Source organism: Streptomyces pinistramenti (assembly GCF_020564935.1).
GTDB classification, from domain to species: domain Bacteria; phylum Actinomycetota; class Actinomycetes; order Streptomycetales; family Streptomycetaceae; genus Streptomyces; species Streptomyces pinistramenti.
Window position 1 is genome coordinate 98786 of record NZ_JAJCXB010000007.1, and the last position, 21696, is coordinate 120481.

The following is a 21696-nucleotide window of genomic DNA, read 5'->3' on the forward strand; positions in this document are numbered from 1 at the left end:
CAACCAGAAAGCGAGCACGACGACAGCCATGGCTGAGGCTCAGAACATCCCGGCGGGTTCCACGACCACCGGTTCCATCGCGGTGGCCGCGGAGTCCACCGTTGCCACCCGGATGAGCGCGCCGCCGTCCTACGACGTGGCCGACTTCCCGGTGCCGCACGGCCGCGAGGAGGAGTGGCGCTTCACTCCCCTCGCACGCCTGAAGGGCCTGCACGACGGCAGCGCCGTCGCGGGCGGCGCGGACCTGAGGATCAACATCACGGCGCCGGAGGGCGTCACCCACGAGCTGGTGGACCGCGACGACCCCCGGGTCGGCAAGGCCGGCAAGCCCGTGGACCGTGTCGCCGCCCAGGCGTACAGCTCCTTCGAGAAGGCTTCGGTCCTCTCGGTGCCCAAGGACACCCAGCTCGACGAGCCGATCCGGATCGCCGTCCAGGGTGACGGCGGCACCGCTTTCGGCCACCAGGTCATCGAGGTGGGCGCGTTCGCCGAGGCGGTCGTCGTCATCGACCACACCGGCGACGCCGTGCTCGCCGCCAACGTCGACTTCCTCATCGGCGACGGCGCCAAGCTGACCGTCGTCTCCGTCCAGGACTGGGACGACACCGCGGTGCACGTCGGCCAGCACAACGCGCTGGTCGGCCGGGACGCCACCTTCAAGTCCGTGGTGGTCACCTTCGGCGGCGACCTCGTCCGGCTGCACCCGCGCATCACCTACGCGGGCCCCGGCGGCGAGGCCGAGCTGTACGGCCTGTACTTCACGGAGCAGGGCCAGCACCAGGAACACCGCCTCATGGTCGACCACGAGGCGCCGAACTGCCGCTCGCACGTCACGTACAAGGGCGCGCTCCAGGGCCAGGACGCGCACGCCGTCTGGATCGGCGACGTGCTGATCCAGGCCGCCGCGACCGGCACGGACACCTACGAACTCAACCGCAACCTCGTCCTCACCGACGGCGCGCGGGTCGACTCGGTCCCCAACCTGGAGATCGAGACCGGCGAGATCGTCGGAGCAGGACACGCATCGGCGACCGGCCGCTTCGACGACGAGCAGCTGTTCTACCTGATGGCCCGCGGCATCCCGGCCGACGAGGCCCGCCGGCTGGTCGTCCGCGGCTTCTTCGCCGAGCTGGTCCAGCAGATCGGCCTCCCGGACGTCGAAGAACGCCTCATGAGCAAGATCGAGGCCGAGCTGGAAGCGTCCGCGGCATGAGTTACGTACGCGTGGCGGCGCTGAGCGAGCTGGAGGAGGACACCCCCAAGAGGGTGGAAATCGACGGCACGCCGGTCTCCCTCGTCCGTACCGAGGGCGAGGTGTTCGCGATCAACGACATCTGCTCGCACGCGAACGTCTCGCTGTCGGAGGGTGAGGTCGAGGACTGCTCGATCGAGTGCTGGCTGCACGGTTCGAGCTTCGACCTGCGCACCGGCAAGCCGTCCGGTCTCCCCGCGACCCGCCCCGTCCCCGTTTACCCCGTCAAGATCGAAGGAGAGGGCCCGGACGCATCCGTGCTCGTCTCCGTCACCCAGGAGTCCTGAGTTCCCCATGGCAACGCTTGAGATCCACGACCTGCACGTCTCCGTCGAGGCCGAGAACGGCCCGCGCGAGATCCTGAAGGGCGTCGACCTGACCGTGAAGCAGGGCGAGACGCACGCCATCATGGGCCCCAACGGCTCCGGCAAGTCGACCCTCGCCTACTCGCTCGCGGGTCACCCCAAGTACACGATCACCGGCGGCACCGTCACCCTCGACGGCGAGGACGTCCTGGAGATGTCCGTCGACGAGCGCGCCCGTGCCGGCGTCTTCCTGGCCATGCAGTACCCGGTCGAGGTCCCCGGCGTCTCGGTCTCCAACTTCCTGCGGACGTCGGCCACGGCGATCCGCGGCGAGGCCCCCAAGCTGCGGCTGTGGGTCAAGGAGGTCAAGGAGGCCATGGAGCGCCTGTCCATGGACCCCGCGTTCGCCGAGCGCAACGTCAACGAAGGCTTCTCCGGCGGTGAGAAGAAGCGCCACGAGATCCTTCAGCTGGAGCTGCTCAAGCCGAAGATCGCGATCCTCGACGAGACCGACTCCGGCCTGGACGTCGACGCGCTGCGCACCGTCTCCGAGGGCGTCAACCGCGTCCGCGAGACCGGTGAGGTCGGCACCCTGCTGATCACGCACTACACGCGCATCCTGCGCTACATCAAGCCCGACCACGTCCACGTGTTCGCCAACGGCCGCATCGCCGAGTCCGGCGGCGCCGAGCTGGCCGACAAGCTGGAGGCCGAGGGCTACGAGGAGTACACGAAGGGCGGCGCAACTCTGTGAGCGACGCACGCGAGGCCACCGGCCTGCGGACGACCTGTGACCCGCAGGTGCGCCTCGTGGGCGGAGAAGCGAACGAAAGGGCAGGGGCGTGACACAGATGCCGGGCCTCCTCGACACAGAGGCGATCCGCAAGGACTTCCCCATCCTGGACCGGCTGGTCCACGACGGGAAGAAGGTCGTGTACCTGGACAACGCGGCGACGTCGCAGAAGCCGCGCCAGGTCCTCGATGCGCTGAACGCCTACTACGAGCGCCATAACGCCAACGTCCACCGCGGCGTGCATGTCCTCGCCGAGGAGGCCACGGAGCTGTACGAAGGCGCCCGCGACAAGGTCGCCGCCTTCATCAACGCGCCGAGCCGCGACGAGGTGATCTTCACCAAGAACGCCTCCGAGTCGCTCAACCTCGTGGCCAACATGCTGGGTTGGGCCGACGAGCCGTACCGCGTGGACCACGAGACCGAGATCGTCATCTCGGAGATGGAACACCACTCCAACATCGTTCCGTGGCAGCTGCTGTCGCAGCGCACCGGCGCGAAGCTGAAGTGGTTCGGGCTGACCGACGACGGCCGGCTCGACCTCTCCACCATCGACGAGATCATCACGGAGCGGACCAAGGTGGTCTCGTTCACCCTGGTCTCCAACCTGCTGGGCACGATCAACCCGGTCGAGACGATCGTCCGGCGGGCCCAGGAGGTCGGTGCGCTGGTCGTCATCGACGCCTCGCAGGCTGCCCCGCACATGGTGCTGGACGTCCAGGCGCTGCAGGCCGACTTCGTGGCCTTCACCGGCCACAAGATGTGCGGCCCGACCGGCATCGGCGTGCTGTGGGGCCGCCAGGAGCTGCTGGAGGACCTCCCGCCGTTCCTCGGGGGCGGCGAGATGATCGAGACCGTGTCGATGCACTCGTCGACCTACGCGCCCGCGCCGCACAAGTTCGAGGCGGGTACGCCCCCGATCGCCCAGGCCGTCGGCCTCGGTGCGGCCGTGGACTACCTCTCGGCGATCGGCATGGACCGGATCGCCGAGCACGAGCACGTGATCACCGAGTACGCCGTCAAGCGGCTGCTGGAGGTCCCCGACCTGCGCATCATCGGCCCGAGCACGGCCGAGGACCGCGGGGCGACGCTCTCCTTCACGCTCGGCGACATCCACCCGCACGACGTCGGCCAGGTGCTCGACGAGCAGGGCATCGCGGTCCGGGTCGGCCACCACTGCGCGCGGCCGGTCTGCCTGCGGTACGGAATTCCTGCGACCACGCGAGCGTCGTTCTATCTGTACTCCACCCCGGCCGAGGTCGATGTCCTGGTCGAGGGCCTGGAGCACGTCCGCAACTTCTTCGGTTAGACAAGACAGCGGTTGATCACGCACGGCGGATGAGGACGAGGACTGACTGAGTCGTGAAGCTGGATTCGATGTACCAGGACGTCATCCTGGACCACTACAAGCACCCGCACGGGCGCGGTCTTCGGGACGGCGACGCCGAGGTGCACCACGTCAACCCCACCTGCGGGGACGAGATCACCCTGCGCGTGAAGTACGACGGCACGACCATCGACGATGTGTCCTACGAGGGGCAGGGCTGCTCCATCAGCCAGGCCAGCGCATCGGTGCTCAACGACCTTCTCGTCGGCAAGGAGCTCGGCGAGGCGCAGCGGATCCAGGAGACGTTCCTGGAGCTGATGCAGTCGAAGGGCAAGATCGAGCCGGACGACGCGATGGAAGAGGTGCTGGAGGACGCGGTGGCTTTCGCCGGCGTCTCGAAGTACCCGGCGCGCGTGAAGTGCGCGCTGCTCAGCTGGATGGCCTGGAAGGACGCCACGGCCAAGGCCCTCTCCGAGGAGGCGAAGACCGCATGACCGAAACACCCGAGAACACCCTGACCAAGCCGGCCTCGGAGGAAGAGGTCCGCGAGGCGCTGTACGACGTCGTGGACCCCGAGCTGGGCATCGATGTCGTCAACCTCGGTCTGATCTACGGCATTCACGTCGACGAGGCCAACATCGCCACCATCGACATGACGCTGACGTCCGCGGCCTGCCCGCTGACCGACGTCATCGAGGACCAGGCGAAGTCCGCCACGGACGGCATCGTCAACGAGCTGAAGATCAACTGGGTCTGGATGCCCCCGTGGGGCCCCGACAAGATCACCGACGACGGCCGCGAGCAGCTGCGTGCCCTGGGGTTCAACGTCTGACACGTCTGATCCCGCGCCCGTCGCACCTTTTGCGGCCCTGCCCGCCAGATCTCTGGCGGGCAGGGCCGTTTTTCTGCGGTCGGGGCGGATCCGGACCGCACAGGTATGTACGTCCGTACGCATCGTTGTGTACGCTCGTACGTATGGTGTATCTGACGCTGGCCGGTGCGATCCTCTCCGAGATCCTCGCGACCACCGCGATGAAGTACAGCGACGGCTTCAGCAAGCTGTGGCCCTCGCTCGGTACGGTGGCCGGGTACCTCCTGGCCTTCGCGCTGCTCGCCCAGACCCTCAAGTCGATGAGCATCGGCACCGCGTACGCGATCTGGGCCGGAGCCGGCACGGCGCTGATCGCGGCGATCGGCATGGTGTTCCTGGGGGAGAGCGCGAGCGCCCTGAAGATCCTCGGGGTGCTGCTGGTCATCGCCGGGGTCGTGGTGCTGAATCTGGGCGGTGCGCACTGATGGCGCGGCGCTACGACCCGGACCGGCGCCAGCGCCTGATCGACGCCGCGATCGGCGTGGTCGGCGAGCGCGGTATCGCCGGACTCAGCCATCGCGCGGTGGCCACCGCGGCGGATGTGCCGCTGGGCTCGACGACGTACCACTTCGCGACGCTCGACGAGCTGCTGGTGGCCGCCCTGCGGCAGGTCAACGGCGGCTGGATGGCCGACTTCGCACGCTGGGCCGACGGCATCGATCCGGCGGTGCCGCTCGCCGACGAGGTCACCCGGCTCATCGAGGAGAGCCTGGCGGGCGACCGCTCCCGGGTGGAGCTGGAGTACGAGCTGTACCTGGCGGCGCTGCGGCGCGAGGCGGTGCGGCCGATCGCCGCCGAGTGCCTGGAGGAGATGGTGCGGCTGCTCGCCCGGCGCACCGGCGACGTGCCGGCCGCGCGCGCCGTGGTGGCCTTCGTCGACGGCCTGATGCTCCAGCACCTGCTCACCGGGCAGCCCTTCGAACGCGCCACCGTACGGGCCGGGTTGGCCGGTGTGCTGGGCGGGGAGTGACGGGCCGGAGGCGGCTCGGGGCGGCCGGTCGATGAGACCGGTTCGCCTCGGCGGGCGCCCTCCGGTTAGGTTTTCGGCATGACCGATGCTGCTACCCCCCGTACCGCCGGCGCCGTCGCCGCCGGGCTCGCCACCGTCACCCCCGACGGCACCGTTCTCGACACCTGGTTCCCGGCGCCCGAGCTGGCCGCCTCGCCGGGGCCGGCCGGCACCGAGCGCCTGACCGGCGAGCGGGCCGCCGAACTGCTGGGCGCCGCCGCGCCGAAGGCCGTCGGCCCGGACCCGGTCCGCGGCGTCGAGGTCGTGGCCGTCCGTACGGTCATCGCCTCGCTGGACGACAAGCCGCTGGACGCGCACGACGTCTACCTGCGGCTGCACCTGCTCAGCCACCGGCTGGTCAAGCCGCACGGGCAGAGCCTGGAGGGCCAGTTCGGGCTGCTGGCGAACGTCGCCTGGACCTCGCTCGGCCCGGTGCCCGTCGACCAGCTGGAGACGGTGCGGCTCAACGCCCGCGCCGAGGGGCTGCACCTCCAGGTCACCAGCGTCGACAAGTTCCCGCGGATGACCGACTACGTCGTGCCCACCGGCGTACGGATCGGGGACGCCGACCGGGTCCGGCTCGGCGCGCACCTCGCGGCCGGTACCACCGTCATGCACGAGGGCTTCGTCAACTTCAACGCCGGCACGCTGGGCACCTCCATGATCGAGGGCCGGATCAGCGCAGGCGTCGTCATCGGCGACGGCTCCGACGTCGGCGGCGGCGCCTCCACCATGGGCACCCTGTCCGGCGGCGGCAAGCAGATCATCTCGATCGGCGAGCGCTGCCTGCTCGGCGCGGAGTCCGGCGTCGGCATCGCCCTCGGCAACGAGTGCGTCGTCGAGGCCGGCCTGTACCTGACCGCGGGCACCCGCGTCACCCTGCCCGACGGCCAGATCGTCAAGGCCCTGGAGCTGTCCGGCGCCGACAACATCCTCTTCCGCCGCAACTCCACCACCGGCGCGGTCGAGGCCCGGCCGAACAAGGCGGTGTGGGGCGGCCTCAACGAGGTGCTGCACAGCCACAACTGACCGCACGGCGCGGGGCGGCGCAGCGCCCCGCCCGCACCGGCGCCCCCGCACGGACCTCGGACGGACCGTGTGGGGGCGCGCTGCGTCCGGCGGCCGTTTGACGCGGCCTCGTGAGGGCCGGAACGCGCCGGTGCCCGCGCGGCGGCGCGGGGCCACCATGGAGGGACGGTGTCCGACGGGCCGTACCGGGAGGCGTCATGCGGCTGGGCGGGGAGTTCACCGGCACGCCGGAGGGGCGGTGCCCACCGGAGCCGTCCGCAGGCGGGCCACTGTGCGGCTACAAGCTCGCCCACCTCCTGCTGTCCCGCGACGGCACCCGCGCCGGCTTCACCGGCGTCTCCGTCGGCGGCGCGCTCCCGTACGGCGTCCTGGCCGACGCCCGCTGCGCGTACGGCCGCCGGCACCCCCGTCCCGCGCCGCGCTGCGACTGCGGATTCCACGCGCTGCACAGTCGCGCCGACGCGTTGGCCCTGACCCGCGCGGGCGCCCACCGGTGTACCGCGCTGCTGGAGGTCACGGCGCTCGGCGGCCGCATCCGGTACGCGCGGGGGATGCGGTACGCGCGCCAGCGGGTGCGGAGCGTGCACGTCGGGCCGTGCGACTGCGGGCTGCCGCCCGGGGTGTTCGTCGACGCGGGCCGTGGACGGGCCGGCTGCCGGGCGCTGACCGGGGCCTGCGCCAGGTGCGCGACCGGCCGGGACACGGTGGGCTTCGGCACGTTCGCACAGCTCGCGGGCGGCGGTCTGCGGGTGATCGCGGGGCACGGCCGAGCGGACGGCAGCGGGGCGCCGTCCGGCACGGCCGGGGCCTGCTGGCATGTGCGTGTCAGGTGAGCCGCATCCCCCCTTAGGGTGATGCCATGCGTGATCTCATAGCGGGAATGCGGTACTTGGGCAGGGGCCAGCGCTGGGTCGCGGGACACGGCCGCTGGTGGGGCTTCGGGCTGATCCCCGCACTGATCACCCTCGTGCTGTACGCCGCCGTGCTGACCGTGCTCGTCCTCTGGTCCGGCGACATCGCCGCCTGGGCCACGCCGTTCGCCGACGGCTGGGGCGCACCGTGGCAGGGCCTGCTGCGCGGCCTGTTCGTCGCCGCCGGGCTGCTGCTGTCCGTACTGACCTTCACCGCGGTCACCCTGCTGATCGGTGACCCGTTCTACGAGGAGCTGTCGGAGAAGGTCGAGGAATCCGAGGGTCACTGCCCCCGGAGCCCCGACCGGCCGCTGTGGCGGGAGATCTGGATCGCGCTGCGGGACAGCGTCCATGTGCTGCTGCGTGCCGCGCCCTTCGGCATCGCGCTGTTCGTCCTGGGCTTCGTGCCGTTCATCGGGCAGACCGTCATCCCGGCCGTCGGCTTCTGCGTCTCCGGATTCTTTCTCGCCGTCGAGCTGACGTCGGTGGCGATGCAGCGCCGCGACATCCCGGTGCGCGAGCGGCTGCGGCTGCTGCGCGGCCGCAAGGCACTCGCCGTCGGCTTCGGCACCCCGCTCGTGCTGCTGTTCCTCGTCCCGTTCGTCGCGGTGGTCCTGATGCCGGGCGCGGTGGCCGGCGCGACGCTGCTGGCGCGGGACCTGGCGCCGGACGAGGCGGAGCCGTCCGCCGACGGCACGGACGCGGGCGCCCCGGACCGGTACGGGCACCCGCAGGCGAGCGGCCCGCAGTACGCACCGGCCGCCGCCGGATACGCCCGGGTACCGGCCGCGCCGGGCGGCGGATTCGGGCCGCCGCCCTCGCAGTTCACGCCGAAGGAGGGGCCGGGGCAGGCGCCGAGGCGGTCCGCAGGTCCTGGGCCGGCCGGCTGGTGACCTGCGCCCTCCTGGAGCAGGGGCAGGTCGAGGCCACGGTGGTCATTCCGGGGGTGTGGCCCCGCCCCGTCCTCACGGCCTGATCCGCAGTACCTGCGGGTCGTGGTCGCTGGCCTGGTCGGCGTACTCGGCGTTGATGTGCACGATGTCGTAGTCGGTCCTGGCCGGATGGCTGCTGGTGAGCATGTGGTCGAGCACCTGCGAATTGCCGTTGTAGACGTAGCCGTAGCGCTCGTTCCGCGGCAGTCCGTTGACGAGGTCGGTGAGGACTCCGCCGTCGGTGAGGGCCTTGAGGGCGGGCGAGAATTGGTAGTCGTTGAGGTCGCCGGCCACCACCACGTCGGCCTTCGGGTCCTTGACCAGCAGGTCCTTGACGAAGCCGTTCACCAGCCGGGCCTGTGCGGTGCGCTGGGTCTCGGAGCTGCGGGCCGGTGGCTGGAAACGGCTGTCCAGGCCCTGGTCGCCGCCCTTGGAGTTGAAGTGGTCGGCGACCACGAACACCCGGCTGCCGGGGCGGTTCTTGACGGAGAACTGGCCGGCCAGCGGCTTGCGGCTGTCCTTCCACGCCGGATCCGTCGGCGCGATCCGGCCGGGCGAAGCGGAGAGCGCGGCCCTGCCGTGGTCGTCGACCGCCCGCACCGGGGTGGTGGCGTCGCCGCCCGGGATGTCGGTGAACGACACCCGGTCGGGGTTGAAGAGGAAGGCGACCCGGATGTTGCCGCCGGGCTGCCCGCCGTCCTGGTCGTTGACCGGATCGATCTGCCGCGCCTCGTACGCCGGGCCGCCGGCCGCCTTGATCGCGTCGGTGAGCTTCTTGAGGGTGACGCCGGCGGACACCACGCCGTCGTCCGTGGGGCCGTTGTCGTCCTGGACCTCCTCCAGGGCCACCACGTCCGGCGCGGCCAGGTGGTGGACCAGCGCCCGGGCGAGCCGGTCGAACTTGGCCTGCGGGGTGGCGGGGGAGAGGTTCTCGACGTTGTAGGTGGCCACGGCCAGCTCGTCGGCCTGCTGCTTGCGGGTGGTCTCGGGGGCCGGGCCGTGGTCGGTGACCTTGCCCAGCGCGGTGGCCTGGAGCGTGTAGCCACCGAAGCTGTCGTAGTCCAGTGGCCCTTCGGTGGTGCCGGTCAGCTCGTCGCCGACATCGGCCACGGGGAACGGGTGCTGGTCGAGGGGGAGCAGCGAAGCCACCTTGACGCGGCCGGAGTTGGGGTCCGCGTACGAGCTGTAGAGCGCGCCGCCGCGGGCGGTACGGGCGTGACCGGGCTCGGCGGTGACCCACAGCTCGTGATGGCTGCTGGTCGGGCCGACGACGGGCGCGTCGGCCACCGAGACCCGCATGCCCTCCAGGGACTCGTAGCGGTCCAGGGCGTACGAACCGGGGCGCAGCGGCAGTGCCTCGATGTTCCTGCCGCCGGCGTCGGGGGCGTAACGCGCCGGTATCGCGGCGGCGTTGAGGCGGAAGGCGGCCGGCAGCGGGGTGCCGGATGCGGTGACGTTCCAGGTCGCGTCGGTGATCTCGGTGACGGACTGGAGCCCGGCGTCCTTGCCGCCCGGGTAGTACTCGCCGACCGTGCCGGCGAACGTGACCGCGTCCCCGACGGCGGCCTTCGGCGTCTCCTTTCCGGTGAAGACGAAGACGGCTTCGCTGGTCGCCGGGTCGTCGTCGGGATGCGGGTCCTGCACCCAGAAGCCGCGGGCCGAGCCGAACGACCGGACGGCGGTGACCGTGCCGGGGACGCCGGAGACCTGCCGGCCCGCCAGCGGGGAGAGCCGGGTGCGGCCCTGGATGTCATGGATCCGGGTGCCCGCGGCGGCGGCGGACTGCGGGAGCGCGAGCAGTCCGGCGGCGAGCGCGGCGCAGACCACCGCGGTGACGGCGGCCGGCCTGCGGAACGGACGACGGGACGGCATGGAGAGCCTCCGAGGGAGAGGAAACGGGACGGACTGCGGTGCGTACGAGCGGGACCGGCGCTCTCTACGCGCGTCAATCTCTTGCGTGCGCAAGGGAGTTGTCAAGATGCCCGAGGTGACCGGGAGAGGGCGGGTGAGTGAACCGTCCGGCTCACCCGGAATTCCGTCTACGCTTGGGCGTCGCACGAGCCGTAGTCCGTTCGAGGAGCTGAGCACCAGATGTCCGCAGACCGCCCGACCCTGCCGCCGGTGCGGCTGCACTCCGAAGCGGAACTGGCCCGGGACGCGCTGAGCGCACCGCTGATGGCCCGCGCGGCCGCGCTGGCCCGCTGGGCCGAGCGGGGCGTGCCGGTCGGCGTCGGCGGCGAGATCCTGGAGGAGTCCCTGGCGGCGGCCACCGAGCACCTCGGCCTGGCCGGAGACGAGGACGGGCCCGGCTACACCGCCGAGGCGTGGCAGCTCGCCGTGGACACCGGCCTGGTGGACATCGAGGAGACCGAGGACTCCGAAGGGGAGACGGCCGACGGCACGCAGGACGCCGGGCTCCCCGACGGCATCGCCGTGGGCATCGCGACACCGAGCGAGGAGCTGGCCCAGCTCACCTCCGGCAGCCCCCAGGACGTCCTCGACATCTGGCTCGGCGGCATGGAGACGGTGCTCGCCGACGCGGTCGCCCCCGACCTCTCCGACATCGCCGACCAGCTCGCCGAAGGCGGCGAACTCGACCTCGACGCGATCGACTGGAACCCCGAGGAGGAGGCCGAGCTGCTCGACGGCATCCTCGGCAACCTCTACCTGCTCACCGCCCTGAACGAAGGCCCCGAGCAGGACGTCCCGCTGCCCGCCCTGGCCGCCTCCATGATCGTCCCGGACGACATGGAGGAGCCCACCGACGACGTGCTCGAAGAGGTCTCCGAGGCGATGATGCGCCTGGACGACCAGTTCCGGGTGCTGGAGCCGATCGGCCTGGTCAGGTACACGCCGGTGGACGAGGCGCTCATCGAGGAGATGGACGAGGACGGCGAGACGGTCAAGGCCGCCGAGCCGCTCGACGAGGAGGACGTCTCCCGCTACGGCCTGGTCCGCCTCACCCCGCTCGGTGTCTACGCCGTCCGCGCCCGGATGCTGGACGCAGGGGTGGACGCCCCGGCCCTCGGCGACCTCACCGACAAGGGCGCCGACGTCCTGCTGGAGGCGCTGCCCGACTACCCCGAGGCGCTCGCCCAGGCCGAGGCCGAGCAGTGGCTCGCCGCCCGCACGCCGGTGGACGCCGCACGGGATCTGCTCGCCGCCGCCCGCGGCGACGACGAGCGCGCCCCGCTGCGCCGGCTGGCCGCCCAGCAGGCACTGTCCCTGGTCTCGCCGGACGCCGAGTCCGCGCTGCGGGACGTGCTGGACGACCCGCAGCTGGGCGGTCTGGCCCGGGTCTGGCTCGCCGAGCGCGCGCTGCCCGGCATTCCCGAGCCCTCCCAGGACATGATCTTCTGGCTGACCATCGACACCATCGCGGCACAGCTGGGCGTCGCCGACGAGGACGCGGCCGAGCTGCGCGAGCTGGTCGAGGGGCTGACCGGCCAGCACAGCGGGTTCTTCGATGCCGCCTGGCGGGTGGACCACCCGGCCACCGCCGACGTCCTGGAGGCGATGGGCCGGCTGCACCCGGACAAGAAGGCCGCCAAGGAGGCCCGCAAGGCCGCCTTCAAGGCGCGGTCCCGCTCCGGGAGCTGAATCCCGGCAGGAGGCGGGACGCCTGACGGGTGTAACGGGCGGTGCGGGTGCGGAAAGCGCCGGCGCCGCCCGTCGTCGTGTCCGGGCGGTTCTCCGGTGCCGGACGCCGTCCGGCGAAGGGCAACCGCTTCCTGGCCGACGCGCCCCGTTCAACCGGCTTTCGCCACCGCACCGGGGCCGTCGCGGCCCCGGCCCCGGCCGGACCGGCACGGGCGGATGGCCTCGCCGGTACGTCCACCAACCGCGCGGGCGGGCACACCCCTCGGGACACCTGGCCGACCTGCGAGGAGACCGCGGGCAAGGCCGGAGTGCACGGCATGACCGGTGCCGGTGCGCCAGCAGTTCGACGACGCGGACATCACCCGGGCCCGGAGGCCGGAAGGGCTCCGGTGGGCCGACGGCGGCGCTACGTCGTGTCCTCGTCCGCCCGCGCGGAGAGCCCTGTGCAGCACGGCGGGCAGGTGTGGTTCCACGACCCGCGGCGCCGGACCCTGGCGCTGAAGGTGCTGCTCGGCGTCGACCCGGACCCCGCCGGGGACGGCGGGGTCGACGGCCCCGACACCATCACCGTCTCGCCCTGCGGCGGGCTGATCATCGCCGAGGACGGCGAGGGCGTCCAGCACCTCTTCGGGGTCACCGAGGACGGCCGGACGTACCCGGTCGCCCGCAACGAACTCACCATCGGCACCGCGCAGCAGCCGGAGTACAGCGAGTTCACCGGGCCGGTCTTCGTCCCGACGGGCGGATGCTGTGCGCCGGCATCCGGACTCCCGGCTCCAGGTCGGCGGTCACCGGCCCGTGGCGGCGGCCGTGAGGAGGTAGTAGTCCAGCAGGCCGTCCCGGTAGGCGGTCAGATACCGGCGCGGCCACTTGTCGCGGAGTTCCGGCCGCTCGGCCATGTAGCGGTCGTAGAACTCCCAGACGCCGTCCCCGACGGCCCGGATCCGCACCTGCGCGAGACCGGCGCCGGCGAGCGCCCCGGCCACCTCGTCGACGACGTGCGGTACGTCCAGGCCGTCGGCGAACGCGGGCAGCAGGCCGGGCAGCTCCCGTGCGGCCTCCGGGCTGCGGGCGAAGAACGTGGTCAGCGCGAGCCTGCCGTGCGGGCGCAGTACCCGCGCCGCCTCCTGGGCGAAGCCGGGCAGATTGCGGAAGTGCTGCACCGCTTCCACGGAGAAGAGGCAGTCCGCCGAGTCGTCCGGCAGCGGGATGCGCTGGGCGGCGCCGCGGAGGAACTCCAGCCGGCCGGTGCCGGGGCGCTCCGACAGGTCGGGGTGGGTGCGGCGGGCGCGGTCGATCTGGTCGGGGTGGGCGTCCAGGCCGGTGACCGAGGCGAAGCCGTATTCCTGGAGGGCCAGCGCGCTGCCGAGGCCGCGGCCGCAGCCGACCTCCAGGGCGTCGCGTCCCTCGGTGTGCGCGAAGGTGTCCAGGACCAGCCGGTAGAGGTCCTGCTCGCTGCGGATCCGGTCGGCCTCGGTCAGCGGGCCGCGCTGCCCGGCGTGCGGCATCCGGGCCCAGTAGCCGAAGTTGATGAAGCCGCCGGCGAAGGCGGCGACGGTGCTGAGGTCGAAGTCGCCGTAGATCTCGGCGACCCGGTCGGGGAGGCCGGGGCCGTCCGGGTGGTCCCGGAGGCCCGGACGGTCGGTGTCGTCCGGGGGCGGCTGCTGCGTCATCACACGCTCCTCGTGCATGCCGTGACGTATGGGGCGGGGCGGAATCCTGGGCGCGCGCGGGTGTTGAAGGAGAGGTGAGCTCGACGATACGGACGACACGATTCTCGGTCCTGGACCGGTCCCGCACCAGGCAGGGACATCCGCAGGCGGACGCGCTGCGGGACACCGTGGCCCTGGCGCGCCACGCCGAGCGGCTCGGCTACCACCGCTTCTGGGTGTCCGAGCACCACAGCGTGCCCGGGGTGGCCGGCTCCGCGCCGACCGTGCTCGCCGCCGCGGTCGCCGCGGCGACCTCCGTGATCAGGGTCGGCACCGGCGGGGTGATGCTGCCCAACCACCGGCCGCTGGTCGTCGCCGAGCAGTTCGGGGTGCTGGAATCGCTCTTCCCCGGCCGGATCGACATGGGCCTCGGCAGGTCCGTCGGGTTCACCGGCGGCATCCGCCGCGCGCTGGGCACGGACAAGGACGCCGCCGACGGCTTCGGGGCGCAACTGGCCGAGCTGACCGGCTACTTCACCGGCACCCAGCGCAGCCACCCGCAGGTGCACGCCTGGCCTGCCGAGGGGCTGCGGGTGCCGGCGTTCGTGCTGGCCACGGGCGCGGGCGCGCAGCCGGCGGCCGAAGCGGGGCTCGCCCTGGTGATCGGGGACGTACGGGGCAGGCAGCGCATGCGGGAGGCGATCGAGGGCTACCGCGCGGCCTTTCGCCCCTCGGCGCTGTGGGACCGGCCGTACGTCGTCGTCTCGGGGACCGTCGCGGTGGCCGGCAGCGCCGGTGAGGCCCGCCGACTGCTGCTCCCGGAGGCGCGCGCCCTGGCCCACTCCCGTACGCACGGCGTCTTCCCGCCGCTGCGGCCCGCCGCGGAGGCCGAGGCTGCGGCGGAGGCGATGCCGGAGCGGGAGCGCGGCTTCTACGACGCGGCGCTGCGCGGGCAGCTGTACGGCACGGAGGACGAGGTCGCCGACGCCCTGGGCACCTTGATCGAGGACAGTGCGGCGGACGAGGTGCTGGTCACGACCAGTACTTATGAGCGCGGGCCGCTGCTGGAGTCCTACGAGCGGCTGGCCAGGGTGGCGGGCCTGGCGGGCGCGGCCGGTCCGGCGGCGGACCTGCGGTGAGCTGTGCGGCCTGCCCGGTGTGCGGGCGCGGGCCGGGCGCGCCCGGAGGACCCGCGGGGCGGCGGGTCCTCCCGGGCTGCGGTGCCGGGGTCAGAGCGCGGCGGCTCCCGGCTTGACCATGCCGCGGACCGTGCGTGCGTCGACGAACTCGCCCATGGCCGTCATCTCCCACTCGCCGGAGAACTGCCGGATGAGCTTGGCCATCATCACGCCGGTGCGTGCCTCGGCGCCGGTCAGGTCGAAGCGCACCAGCTCCTCGCCGGTCCGGGCGTCCGTGAGCCGGCAGTACGCCTTGGCGACTTCCGTGAACTTCTGTCCGGAGAAGGAGTTCACGGTGAAGACCAGGCCGGTGACCTCCGGGGGGATGCCACCGAGGTGGACGGTGATCACTTCGTCGTCGCCCGAGCCGTCGCCGGTGAGGTTGTCGCCGGAGTGCTGGATCGCGCCGTTGAGCACCTGCAGTTTGCCGAAGAAGCAGTTGGCGACCTTCTTGCGGTCCGGTCCGTAGGCGATGACCGAGGCGTCCAGGTCGATGTCCTTGCCGCGGAAGGCGGGCTCCCAGCCCAGGCCCATCGCGACCGAACTCAGCAGCGGGCGGCCGCCCTTGACCAGCGAGACGGTCTGGTTCTTCTGGAGGCTGACCCGGCCCTTGTCGAGATTGATCTTGCCGGCGCCGGGGGCGGGCGCCGCAGGCGGGGCGGGCGGGGCCGGGGGCACGGCGGCGGGCGGCGGGGCGAGCGGCGCGGGGGCGCCGGCGGGCGGTCCCCACTGGCCGGCGGGCGGCGCCACGGGGGCCTGCGGCTGCGGGGCGGGCGTCGGCGCGGGAGCGGCCTGCGGCTCGGACGCCGCGGGCTCCTCGACGCTGACGCCGAAGTCGGTGGCGATCCCGGCCAGGCCGTCGGCGTAGCCCTGGCCGACGGCGCGCACCTTCCAGGCGCCGTTGCGGCGGTAGATCTCGACGACCACCAGCGCGGTCTCCGCCCCGAGCTGCGGCGGGGTGAAGGAGGCGAGGACGCTGCCGTCCTGGGCGTTGCGGACGGTGCCGGTCGGTTCCGTTCCGGCGAAGGTGGCACCGGGCGCGTCCAGGCTCGCCGTGACGACGATCTTCTCGATGCCGTCGGGCACCGCCGTGGTGTCGACGGTGATGGTGTCGCCGCCGCCGGCCGCCCCGGAACTGTGCGTCACACCGGGGCCGTTGGGCTGGTTGTAGAAAACGAAGTCGTCGTCGGAGCGCACCTTGCCTTCGGCGGTGAGCAACAGGCCCGACACATCCAGCCGCGCGGGAGCGGTGACGTCCACCGCCACCCGCGCGGAGGTGAGCGGGAGGTTCGAGCCAGGAGTCATAGCGGTCATGCCAGCAGTAACGAACGACCGGCTTTTACGGTTCCATTACCCGCTGCCGATCCGCTGCCTCCCGCCCGACCGTTCAGCGCCGGTCGCGGGAGTTGCCGAACAGCAGCCGGTAGGCGATCAGCAGGACGAGGGCGCCGGCGACGGCGGCGACCCAGGTCGAGAGGTCGAAGATGTCCTTCGGTATCGGGCGGTCCAGGATCTTGACGGACAGCCAGCCGCCGATGAAGGAGCCGACGATGCCGATCAGGGTGGTGCCGACGAGCCCGCCCGGGTCGCGTCCCGGGAGCAGGACCTTGGCGATCACGCCGGCGATCAGTCCCAGTACGAGCCAGCTGACGATACCCATGGTGCGTTTCCTCGTTCCTGCGCAGTGCCGCGCTGACGTGCCGCCGCCCCGTGCGCTGTTGCGATGCGCCGCCCGTGTGGCGGCGCTGCCGGTGTGACGTGGTGTTTTCGATGTAGCGTTGTGTCTTCGAAGACGCCAGGGGAGGGTACAGCGTTGCGTGCGGCGGCGGATCGGCCGCAGCACATCGCCGGGCGGGGGGCGGGCGGCGCCGCCGCGCGCCCCCGTCAGTACGGCCAGAGGGGCGGGTCGGTGCAGAACGCCCCGCCGATATGGGTGTGTTCGGGATTGTCCGGGTCGAGTGCGCCCTGGGCGGCGAGCAGCGCGGCCGCGTACGGCTCGGAGTCGTCCTGCGGCGCGTACCCGAGGGCGCGGGCGCTCGACAGGTCCCACCACAGCCGGGTGTTGGCCGACGAGGCGTAGGCGACGGTGTGGCCGACGTGCTCCGCGGTCAGGGATGCGTGCAGCAGCCGCGCGCAGTCCGCGGGGCTCAGCCAGATCGACAGCATCCGTACGGTCGTCGGCTCGGGGAAGCAGGAGCCGATGCGCAGTGAGACGGTCTCGATGCCGTGCAGGTCCCAGTAGAGCGAGGCGAGGTCCTCGCCGAAGCCCTTGGACAGGCCGTAGAAGGTGTCGGGACGGCGCGGGGTGCCCACGGGGATCGCGGCGGAGCCGTCGGCCGGCCGCGGCGTGAACCCGACGGCGTGGTTCGACGAGGCGAGGACGACGCGGCGGACGCCTTCCTCGCGGGCCGCTTCGTAGAGGTGGTGGGTGCCCTCGATGTTGGCCCGCAGGATCTTCTCGAAGGGCGCTTCCAGGGAGATGCCGGCGAGGTGGATGACCGCGTCGACGCCGCGCACCGCATCGCGCAGCGCGTCCGTGTCCGCCAGGTCGGCGGTGATCGCGTCCGGCGCGTCGTCGATCGGCCGCTGGTCGAACAGCCGCAGCCGGTAGCCGTACGGCGGCAGCAACGCGCGCATCAGGGTGCCGAGTCCGCCGGCGGCGCCGGTGAGCAGGACGGTGCGGGGTGCGGTCATGGGCGGGGCTCCTCGGGCTGAGCTGCGAGGCTGTATGCGCGGACAGCATTCAGATCTGTGGACACCGTAGGGACGCGGATCAGGGCAGGTCAAGACGCCGACTGCGGCGGCCGGTTCGGCCTGTGGCGCGGTGGTTTCGGGCCCTTGACCGGCGTGGGAAGGCTGCTCTAGCGTGACGGCGTTCAGGGATATGTACGTGGATCAGAGACGTGCACGGGCGCGACGGTGTGCGGGGAGAGACGCGTACGCGCCGCCACACGTACGAGCACGCCAGGGAGAGCCCGTGACCTCAGACCCTCCCCCAGCTACCGCTGGGAGGTACCCCCAACTCGCCGACCGCCTCGACGGACTGCTGTTCTTCCCCGTGACCGCCTACGCGCCCGACGGCACGGTGGACCTGGACACCTTCCGCGCCCATGTGCGGCGCGGCATCGATGCGGGCGCCGCCGCCGTCTTCGCCTGCTGCGGCACCGGCGAGTTCCACGCGCTCACCCCCGAGGAGTTCGCGCGCTGCGTCGCCGCCGCGGCCGAAGAGGCCGCCGGGCAGGTGCCGGTGGTGGCGGGGGCGGGCTACGGCACCGCGCTGGCCGTGCAGTTCGCCCGGCTCGCCCGCGACGCGGGCGCCGACGGGCTGCTCGCGATGCCGCCCTACCTCGTCGTCGCAGGACAGGACGGCCTGCTGCGGCACTACCGCGAACTGGCCGCGGCCACCGAGCTGCCGGTCATCGTCTACCAGCGGGACAACGCCGTCTTCGAGCCGGCCACCGTCGTCGAACTGGCCAGGACGCCGGGCATCATCGGCCTCAAGGACGGCCTGGGCGACCTCGATCTGCTCCAGCGCATCATCAGCACGGTCCGCACGGACGCCCCGGGCGAGGACTTCCTCTACTTCAACGGCCTGCCCACCGCGGAGCTGACCGGGCCCGCCTACCTGGGCCTCGGCGTCCGTCTCTACTCCTCGGCCGTCTTCGCCTTCGCGCCCGAGATCGCCCTCGCCTTCCACCGGGCGCTGACCACCGGTGACCAGGCCACCGTCACCCGGCTGACGGACGGCTTCTACCGGCCGCTCGTCGAGCTGCGCAACCGCGGCCGCGGCTATGCCGTGTCGCTGGTCAAGGCGGGGGTGCGGCTGCGCGGCCTGGACGTCGGCGGCGTCCGGCCGCCGCTCGCCGAACCCGACCCGGCGCACCTCGACGCACTCCGCACCCTGATCGGGCACGGCCTCGGCCTGGTGGCGGACGCCGCCCCGGGGGCCGCCGCCGGAACAGCCGGTCCCTGATGCGGGCCGCCGCCTTCCTCTACCCCTGGGACGTGGTGGGCGACCCGGAGGCCGCGCAGCGCATCGCCGGGCTCGGCATCCGGCAGGTCACCCTGGCGTCGGCCTACCACTCCACCCGCGCCCTCACCCCGCGCCACCCGCGCCACCGCATCGTCACCGCCCGGCACTCCGCGGTCCTCTACCCGCCGGACCCGGCGCACTGGGCGGGCCACGAGCTGCGCCCCCGCGTCCAGGACTGGATGCCGGGCCCCGACCCGTTCGGCGAGGCCGCGCGGGCGCTGGCCGCCGCCGGCCTCGACGTGCACAGCTGGGTCGTCCTGGCCCACAACTCCCGCCTGGGCACCGACCATCCGTCATCCGTCGTACGCAATGCCTACGGCGACCCCTACCCCTGGGCGCCGTGCATCGCCCGCCCCGAGGTGCACGATCATCTCGTCGCGCTCGCGGCGGAGGCGGCCGTGCGGCCCGGAGCCCGCGGCACCGAGCTGGAGTCCTGCGGCTGGTACGGCATGGCGCACCTGCACGCCCACGACAAGATCGGTGGGGTGCCGCTCTCCGGAGCCGCGCAGTACCTGATGTCACTGTGCTTCTGCCCAGTCTGCTGTCGCGGCTATGCCGAACTCGGGCTGGAGGGTGAGGAGTTGCGTACCGCCGTCGTCCGTGCGCTGGAGCCGCTGTGGGCCGGGGCCGCGGATCCGGCGGGCGCGGACGGCCGGGCGGGGGAGTGGGCCGCGGTCGAGGCGCTGCTCGGCGCCGGGCGCGCGGCCGTGACACGCGCCTGGCGCGACGGGGTGGCCGGCAGGATCCGGCGCGCGACGGTGGCGGCGGTCCGCGCGGCGGCCACCGGGGGGTTCCGGGTCCTGCTGCACGCCGATCCGGCCGCGCACCGTTGCGGGCCCAACGCCGGGGTGGATCCGGTGGCGGTGTTCGGGTACGCGGACGGTGTGGTGGTGCCGTGCGGTGGCGGCGCTGCGGCGCGGGCGGACGCGCTCGCCCCGTTCGCCGCGGCGCCCGGAGCCGGTGGCGCGGCCATCGCCGCCAACTTCGCCGTGGTCTCCGGGATGGGCGGCAGCCCCGGCACACTCGCCGCCGACGCCGCGCACGCCGCCTCGCTCGGCGCGACCGAACTGCGGCTCTACCACGCGGGCCTGGCGAGCGACGCGGACCTGGCCGCCGTGCGCACGGCCCTGGCCGGCCGGTCCGCGCGGTGAACAGCGGACCGGGGCGGCTCCCGCGGGCCGCCCCGGCGTGTGTGGCCCCCCTGCGCGGCGGTTACCCGCTGCCGGTCAGATGCGCGAAGACGACGACGTTGCCGCGGTACGCGTGCCGTTCCCTGTCGAAGCCGCCGCCGCAGGTGATCAGGCGCAACTCGGCCCGCCCTGAAGGGCCGTAGACCTTGGCGTCGGGGAAGTCGTCGCCCCGGTAGACCTCGACCGCGTCGACGCTGAACACCGCGGTCCTGCCGTCCGCGCGCCGGACTTCGACGGTGCTGTGCTTCTTCAGCGAACCCAGGTCGTGGAAGGCGGCCGGGCCGTCATCGGTGTCGACGTGGCCGACGACCAGAGCGGTGCCACGGGCGCCGGGCGCGGTGCCGCCCCGGTACCAGCCGGCCAGGTTCGCGGGCCGCGCGGGCGGCGCCTGGAGGGTGCCGTGCGCGTCCAGGCGCAGCGGGGTCAGGGGCGCGTCGATGCCGGCGGCCGACACCGTGACACGGAGCGGCCGCGACGCGGGCAGCGGCGCAGCGGCGGCCCGCGCCGGGGGTTCCACGGCACGGGGGGCGGCCGCCCGAGCGCCGAACGCCTGGGCGGTGGACGGCTGGGGCGGGGCGGTGGCCTGCGCGCCGGTGGCGATGAGCCAGATCCCGGCACCCAGCGCGGCCACCGTCAGCACGGATATGCCGGTCGTCCCGCCGTTCACACGGCTCCTGATCCCCATCGCGATTCCCTGCCTCCAAGAGGGCGTATCCGAACGGTGTTCCGGCCGGTGTCAGGACCGCTCGCCGGTACGCCGGCGGCGCAGCATCCAGATGCCGCCGGCCCCCGAGGCCAGCAACGCGCCCACCCCCGCGGCGATCTCGGCGGAGCCGGATCCGTCGCTGGTGCTGCCGGTGCCGGCGTGCACCATGCCGCGGGGCGGCCCTGTGGGGGCGTGGGGGGCCGTGGTGACGGCGGGCCCGGACCGCTCACCGCCGTCGGCGTGGGCCGTCTTCTCCCGGCCCGCGTGCCGGCCCGTGTTCCGGCCCGCCGCCTTGCCCGCATTCCCGCCGTCGTGCCGGGCGGGGCCGGGGGCCGCGCCGTCCGCCGCGTCGGGGCGGGTGCCCGTGCCGGTTTTCGCGCCCGATGCGACCTTCACCGCTCCGGTGAGCTGGGTGCCGTCGGGGCAGCTGCCGCTGATTCCGTAAGTGCCGGGCGCCACACCCCGCTTGACGTGGAGGGTGCCGACCAGGCGGCCGCCGTCCGCGCCGGGGGTCAGGGTGAGGGTGCCCGCGCCCAGCGAGCCGGCGTCCACCTGTGCCGGTCCGCCGCCTTGGCAGTCCGCCGTGGACAGGGACGCGGTGTGTCCCGGAACGGTGGGACGGGGCGCGGCATCGACCACACCGAAGTCGTCGGCGTACGCGGACGTGGTGGCCAGCCCCAGAACGGCGACGGCCAGCGCGGACCCGAGGTGCAGTCGAGTGGGGCGCATGCGAGGAACCTCCGCGAAGGGCGGCCGCGGCACGTCGGTGTGCCGCCGGAACATCGGGAGTTCCGCGCCTTCTGTCTCCGAGATAAGCGGTCCGGCGCGCCCGGAGCCTGCTGACGGCGGGTCAGAACTCGCCTTCCCGGAGGGCGTGTCGCCCGAGCGGCCCGGCAAACCGCCAGGTCAGC

Annotated in this window: 22 protein-coding genes and 1 pseudogene; 16 read left to right on the forward strand and 7 right to left on the reverse strand. The window is 73.0% G+C overall.

Features of this window, described 5'->3' with window-relative positions; all coding sequences use genetic code 11:
• Positions 1–28 precede the first annotated feature (28 nt).
• The 11 genes from sufD (at position 29) to LIU39_RS07535 (ending at position 8387) form a co-directional block, all read left to right on the forward strand.
• Positions 29–1213, forward strand: a complete 1185-nt coding sequence (gene sufD / locus LIU39_RS07485; protein ID WP_227045779.1) for a Fe-S cluster assembly protein SufD — start codon at positions 29–31, stop codon at positions 1211–1213.
• Positions 1210–1539, forward strand: a complete 330-nt coding sequence (locus tag LIU39_RS07490) for a non-heme iron oxygenase ferredoxin subunit (protein WP_227045780.1) — start codon at positions 1210–1212, stop codon at positions 1537–1539. The genes sufD and LIU39_RS07490 overlap by 4 nt, the downstream gene beginning before the upstream one ends.
• Positions 1540–1546: 7 nt before the next feature.
• Positions 1547–2311, forward strand: a complete 765-nt coding sequence (sufC, locus tag LIU39_RS07495; protein WP_227045781.1) for a Fe-S cluster assembly ATPase SufC — start codon at positions 1547–1549, stop codon at positions 2309–2311.
• An 88-nt stretch (positions 2312–2399) separates the two neighbouring features.
• On the forward strand, positions 2400–3656 hold the full coding sequence (locus LIU39_RS07500; RefSeq protein ID WP_227045782.1) for a cysteine desulfurase: 1257 nt from the start codon (positions 2400–2402) through the stop codon (positions 3654–3656).
• 53 nt (positions 3657–3709) lie between these two features.
• A complete protein-coding gene (sufU, locus tag LIU39_RS07505) occupies positions 3710–4168 on the forward strand; it encodes a Fe-S cluster assembly sulfur transfer protein SufU (RefSeq protein WP_227045783.1) in 459 nt (152 codons plus the stop codon).
• Entirely contained in the window at positions 4165–4506 is a 342-nt protein-coding gene (locus LIU39_RS07510; protein WP_227045784.1) for a metal-sulfur cluster assembly factor, read from the forward strand. Before sufU ends, LIU39_RS07510 begins: the two co-directional genes overlap by 4 nt.
• Positions 4507–4649: 143 nt before the next feature.
• The gene (locus tag LIU39_RS07515) at positions 4650–4970 is read left to right on the forward strand and encodes a DMT family transporter (protein ID WP_227045785.1); all 321 of its coding nucleotides are present in this window, start codon (positions 4650–4652) and stop codon (positions 4968–4970) included.
• Positions 4970–5515, forward strand: a complete 546-nt coding sequence (locus tag LIU39_RS07520; RefSeq protein WP_227045786.1) for a TetR/AcrR family transcriptional regulator — start codon at positions 4970–4972, stop codon at positions 5513–5515. The genes LIU39_RS07515 and LIU39_RS07520 overlap by 1 nt, the downstream gene beginning before the upstream one ends.
• 78 nt (positions 5516–5593) lie before the next feature.
• A complete protein-coding gene (gene dapD, locus LIU39_RS07525; RefSeq protein WP_227045787.1) occupies positions 5594–6583 on the forward strand; it encodes a 2,3,4,5-tetrahydropyridine-2,6-dicarboxylate N-succinyltransferase in 990 nt (329 codons plus the stop codon).
• A 197-nt stretch (positions 6584–6780) separates the two neighbouring features.
• Positions 6781–7416: a hypothetical protein gene (locus LIU39_RS07530; protein WP_227045788.1), complete on the forward strand. Its 636-nt coding sequence runs from the start codon at positions 6781–6783 to the stop codon at positions 7414–7416.
• A gap of 26 nt (positions 7417–7442) precedes the next feature.
• Complete coding sequence (locus tag LIU39_RS07535; protein ID WP_227045789.1) at positions 7443–8387, forward strand: EI24 domain-containing protein; 945 nt, start codon at positions 7443–7445, stop codon at positions 8385–8387.
• 72 nt (positions 8388–8459) lie between these two features.
• Here LIU39_RS07535 and LIU39_RS07540 read toward each other — a convergent pair whose 3' ends face one another.
• Positions 8460–10298, reverse strand: coding sequence for a DUF8508 domain-containing protein (locus LIU39_RS07540; protein WP_227045790.1), 1839 nt, complete (start codon positions 10296–10298; stop codon positions 8460–8462).
• Between the two features lie 219 nt (positions 10299–10517).
• On the opposite strand from LIU39_RS07540, the gene LIU39_RS07545 reads away from it, so the two are divergent.
• Together LIU39_RS07545 and LIU39_RS07550 are read left to right on the forward strand one after the other, a co-directional pair.
• On the forward strand, positions 10518–12026 hold the full coding sequence (locus LIU39_RS07545) for a hypothetical protein (protein WP_227045791.1): 1509 nt from the start codon (positions 10518–10520) through the stop codon (positions 12024–12026).
• A 324-nt stretch (positions 12027–12350) separates the two neighbouring features.
• A pseudogene (locus LIU39_RS07550) lies at positions 12351–12840 on the forward strand (alkaline phosphatase PhoX); the annotation flags it as partial.
• Here the strand turns inward: LIU39_RS07550 and LIU39_RS07555 are convergent.
• Positions 12815–13699 carry a class I SAM-dependent methyltransferase gene (locus LIU39_RS07555; RefSeq protein WP_227045792.1) on the reverse strand — a complete coding sequence of 295 codons (885 nt, stop codon included), beginning with the start codon at positions 13697–13699 and terminating at the stop codon, positions 12815–12817. The pseudogene LIU39_RS07550 and the gene LIU39_RS07555 overlap by 26 nt on opposite strands.
• Before the next feature lie 74 nt (positions 13700–13773).
• On the opposite strand from LIU39_RS07555, the gene LIU39_RS07560 reads away from it, so the two are divergent.
• Positions 13774–14817 (forward strand): MsnO8 family LLM class oxidoreductase, encoded by a 1044-nt coding sequence (locus tag LIU39_RS07560; protein ID WP_227045793.1) that lies wholly within the window; start codon positions 13774–13776, stop codon positions 14815–14817.
• A gap of 90 nt (positions 14818–14907) precedes the next feature.
• On the opposite strand, the gene LIU39_RS07565 is transcribed toward LIU39_RS07560, so the two are convergent.
• From LIU39_RS07565 to LIU39_RS07575, 3 genes are all read right to left on the reverse strand, one after another.
• The gene (locus LIU39_RS07565) at positions 14908–16161 is read right to left on the reverse strand and encodes a TerD family protein (RefSeq protein ID WP_227045874.1); all 1254 of its coding nucleotides are present in this window, start codon (positions 16159–16161) and stop codon (positions 14908–14910) included.
• 82 nt (positions 16162–16243) lie between these two features.
• Entirely contained in the window at positions 16244–16516 is a 273-nt protein-coding gene (locus LIU39_RS07570) for a GlsB/YeaQ/YmgE family stress response membrane protein (protein ID WP_227045794.1), read from the reverse strand.
• A 224-nt stretch (positions 16517–16740) separates the two neighbouring features.
• On the reverse strand, positions 16741–17550 hold the full coding sequence (locus tag LIU39_RS07575) for an NAD-dependent epimerase/dehydratase family protein (protein ID WP_227045795.1): 810 nt from the start codon (positions 17548–17550) through the stop codon (positions 16741–16743).
• Positions 17551–17833: 283 nt separating this feature from the next.
• Between LIU39_RS07575 and LIU39_RS07580 the strand changes: the two genes are divergently transcribed.
• On the forward strand, positions 17834–18829 hold the full coding sequence (locus tag LIU39_RS07580; RefSeq protein ID WP_372463823.1) for a 5-dehydro-4-deoxyglucarate dehydratase: 996 nt from the start codon (positions 17834–17836) through the stop codon (positions 18827–18829).
• Positions 18829–20040 (forward strand): hypothetical protein, encoded by a 1212-nt coding sequence (locus LIU39_RS07585; protein ID WP_227045796.1) that lies wholly within the window; start codon positions 18829–18831, stop codon positions 20038–20040. The genes LIU39_RS07580 and LIU39_RS07585 overlap by 1 nt, the downstream gene beginning before the upstream one ends.
• 61 nt (positions 20041–20101) lie before the next feature.
• On the opposite strand, the gene LIU39_RS07590 is transcribed toward LIU39_RS07585, so the two are convergent.
• On the reverse strand, positions 20102–20764 hold the full coding sequence (locus tag LIU39_RS07590) for a class F sortase (protein WP_227045797.1): 663 nt from the start codon (positions 20762–20764) through the stop codon (positions 20102–20104).
• A gap of 51 nt (positions 20765–20815) precedes the next feature.
• Positions 20816–21514, reverse strand: a complete 699-nt coding sequence (locus LIU39_RS07595; RefSeq protein WP_227045798.1) for a GVDTG sorting domain-containing protein — start codon at positions 21512–21514, stop codon at positions 20816–20818.
• Positions 21515–21696: the final 182 nt, after the last annotated feature.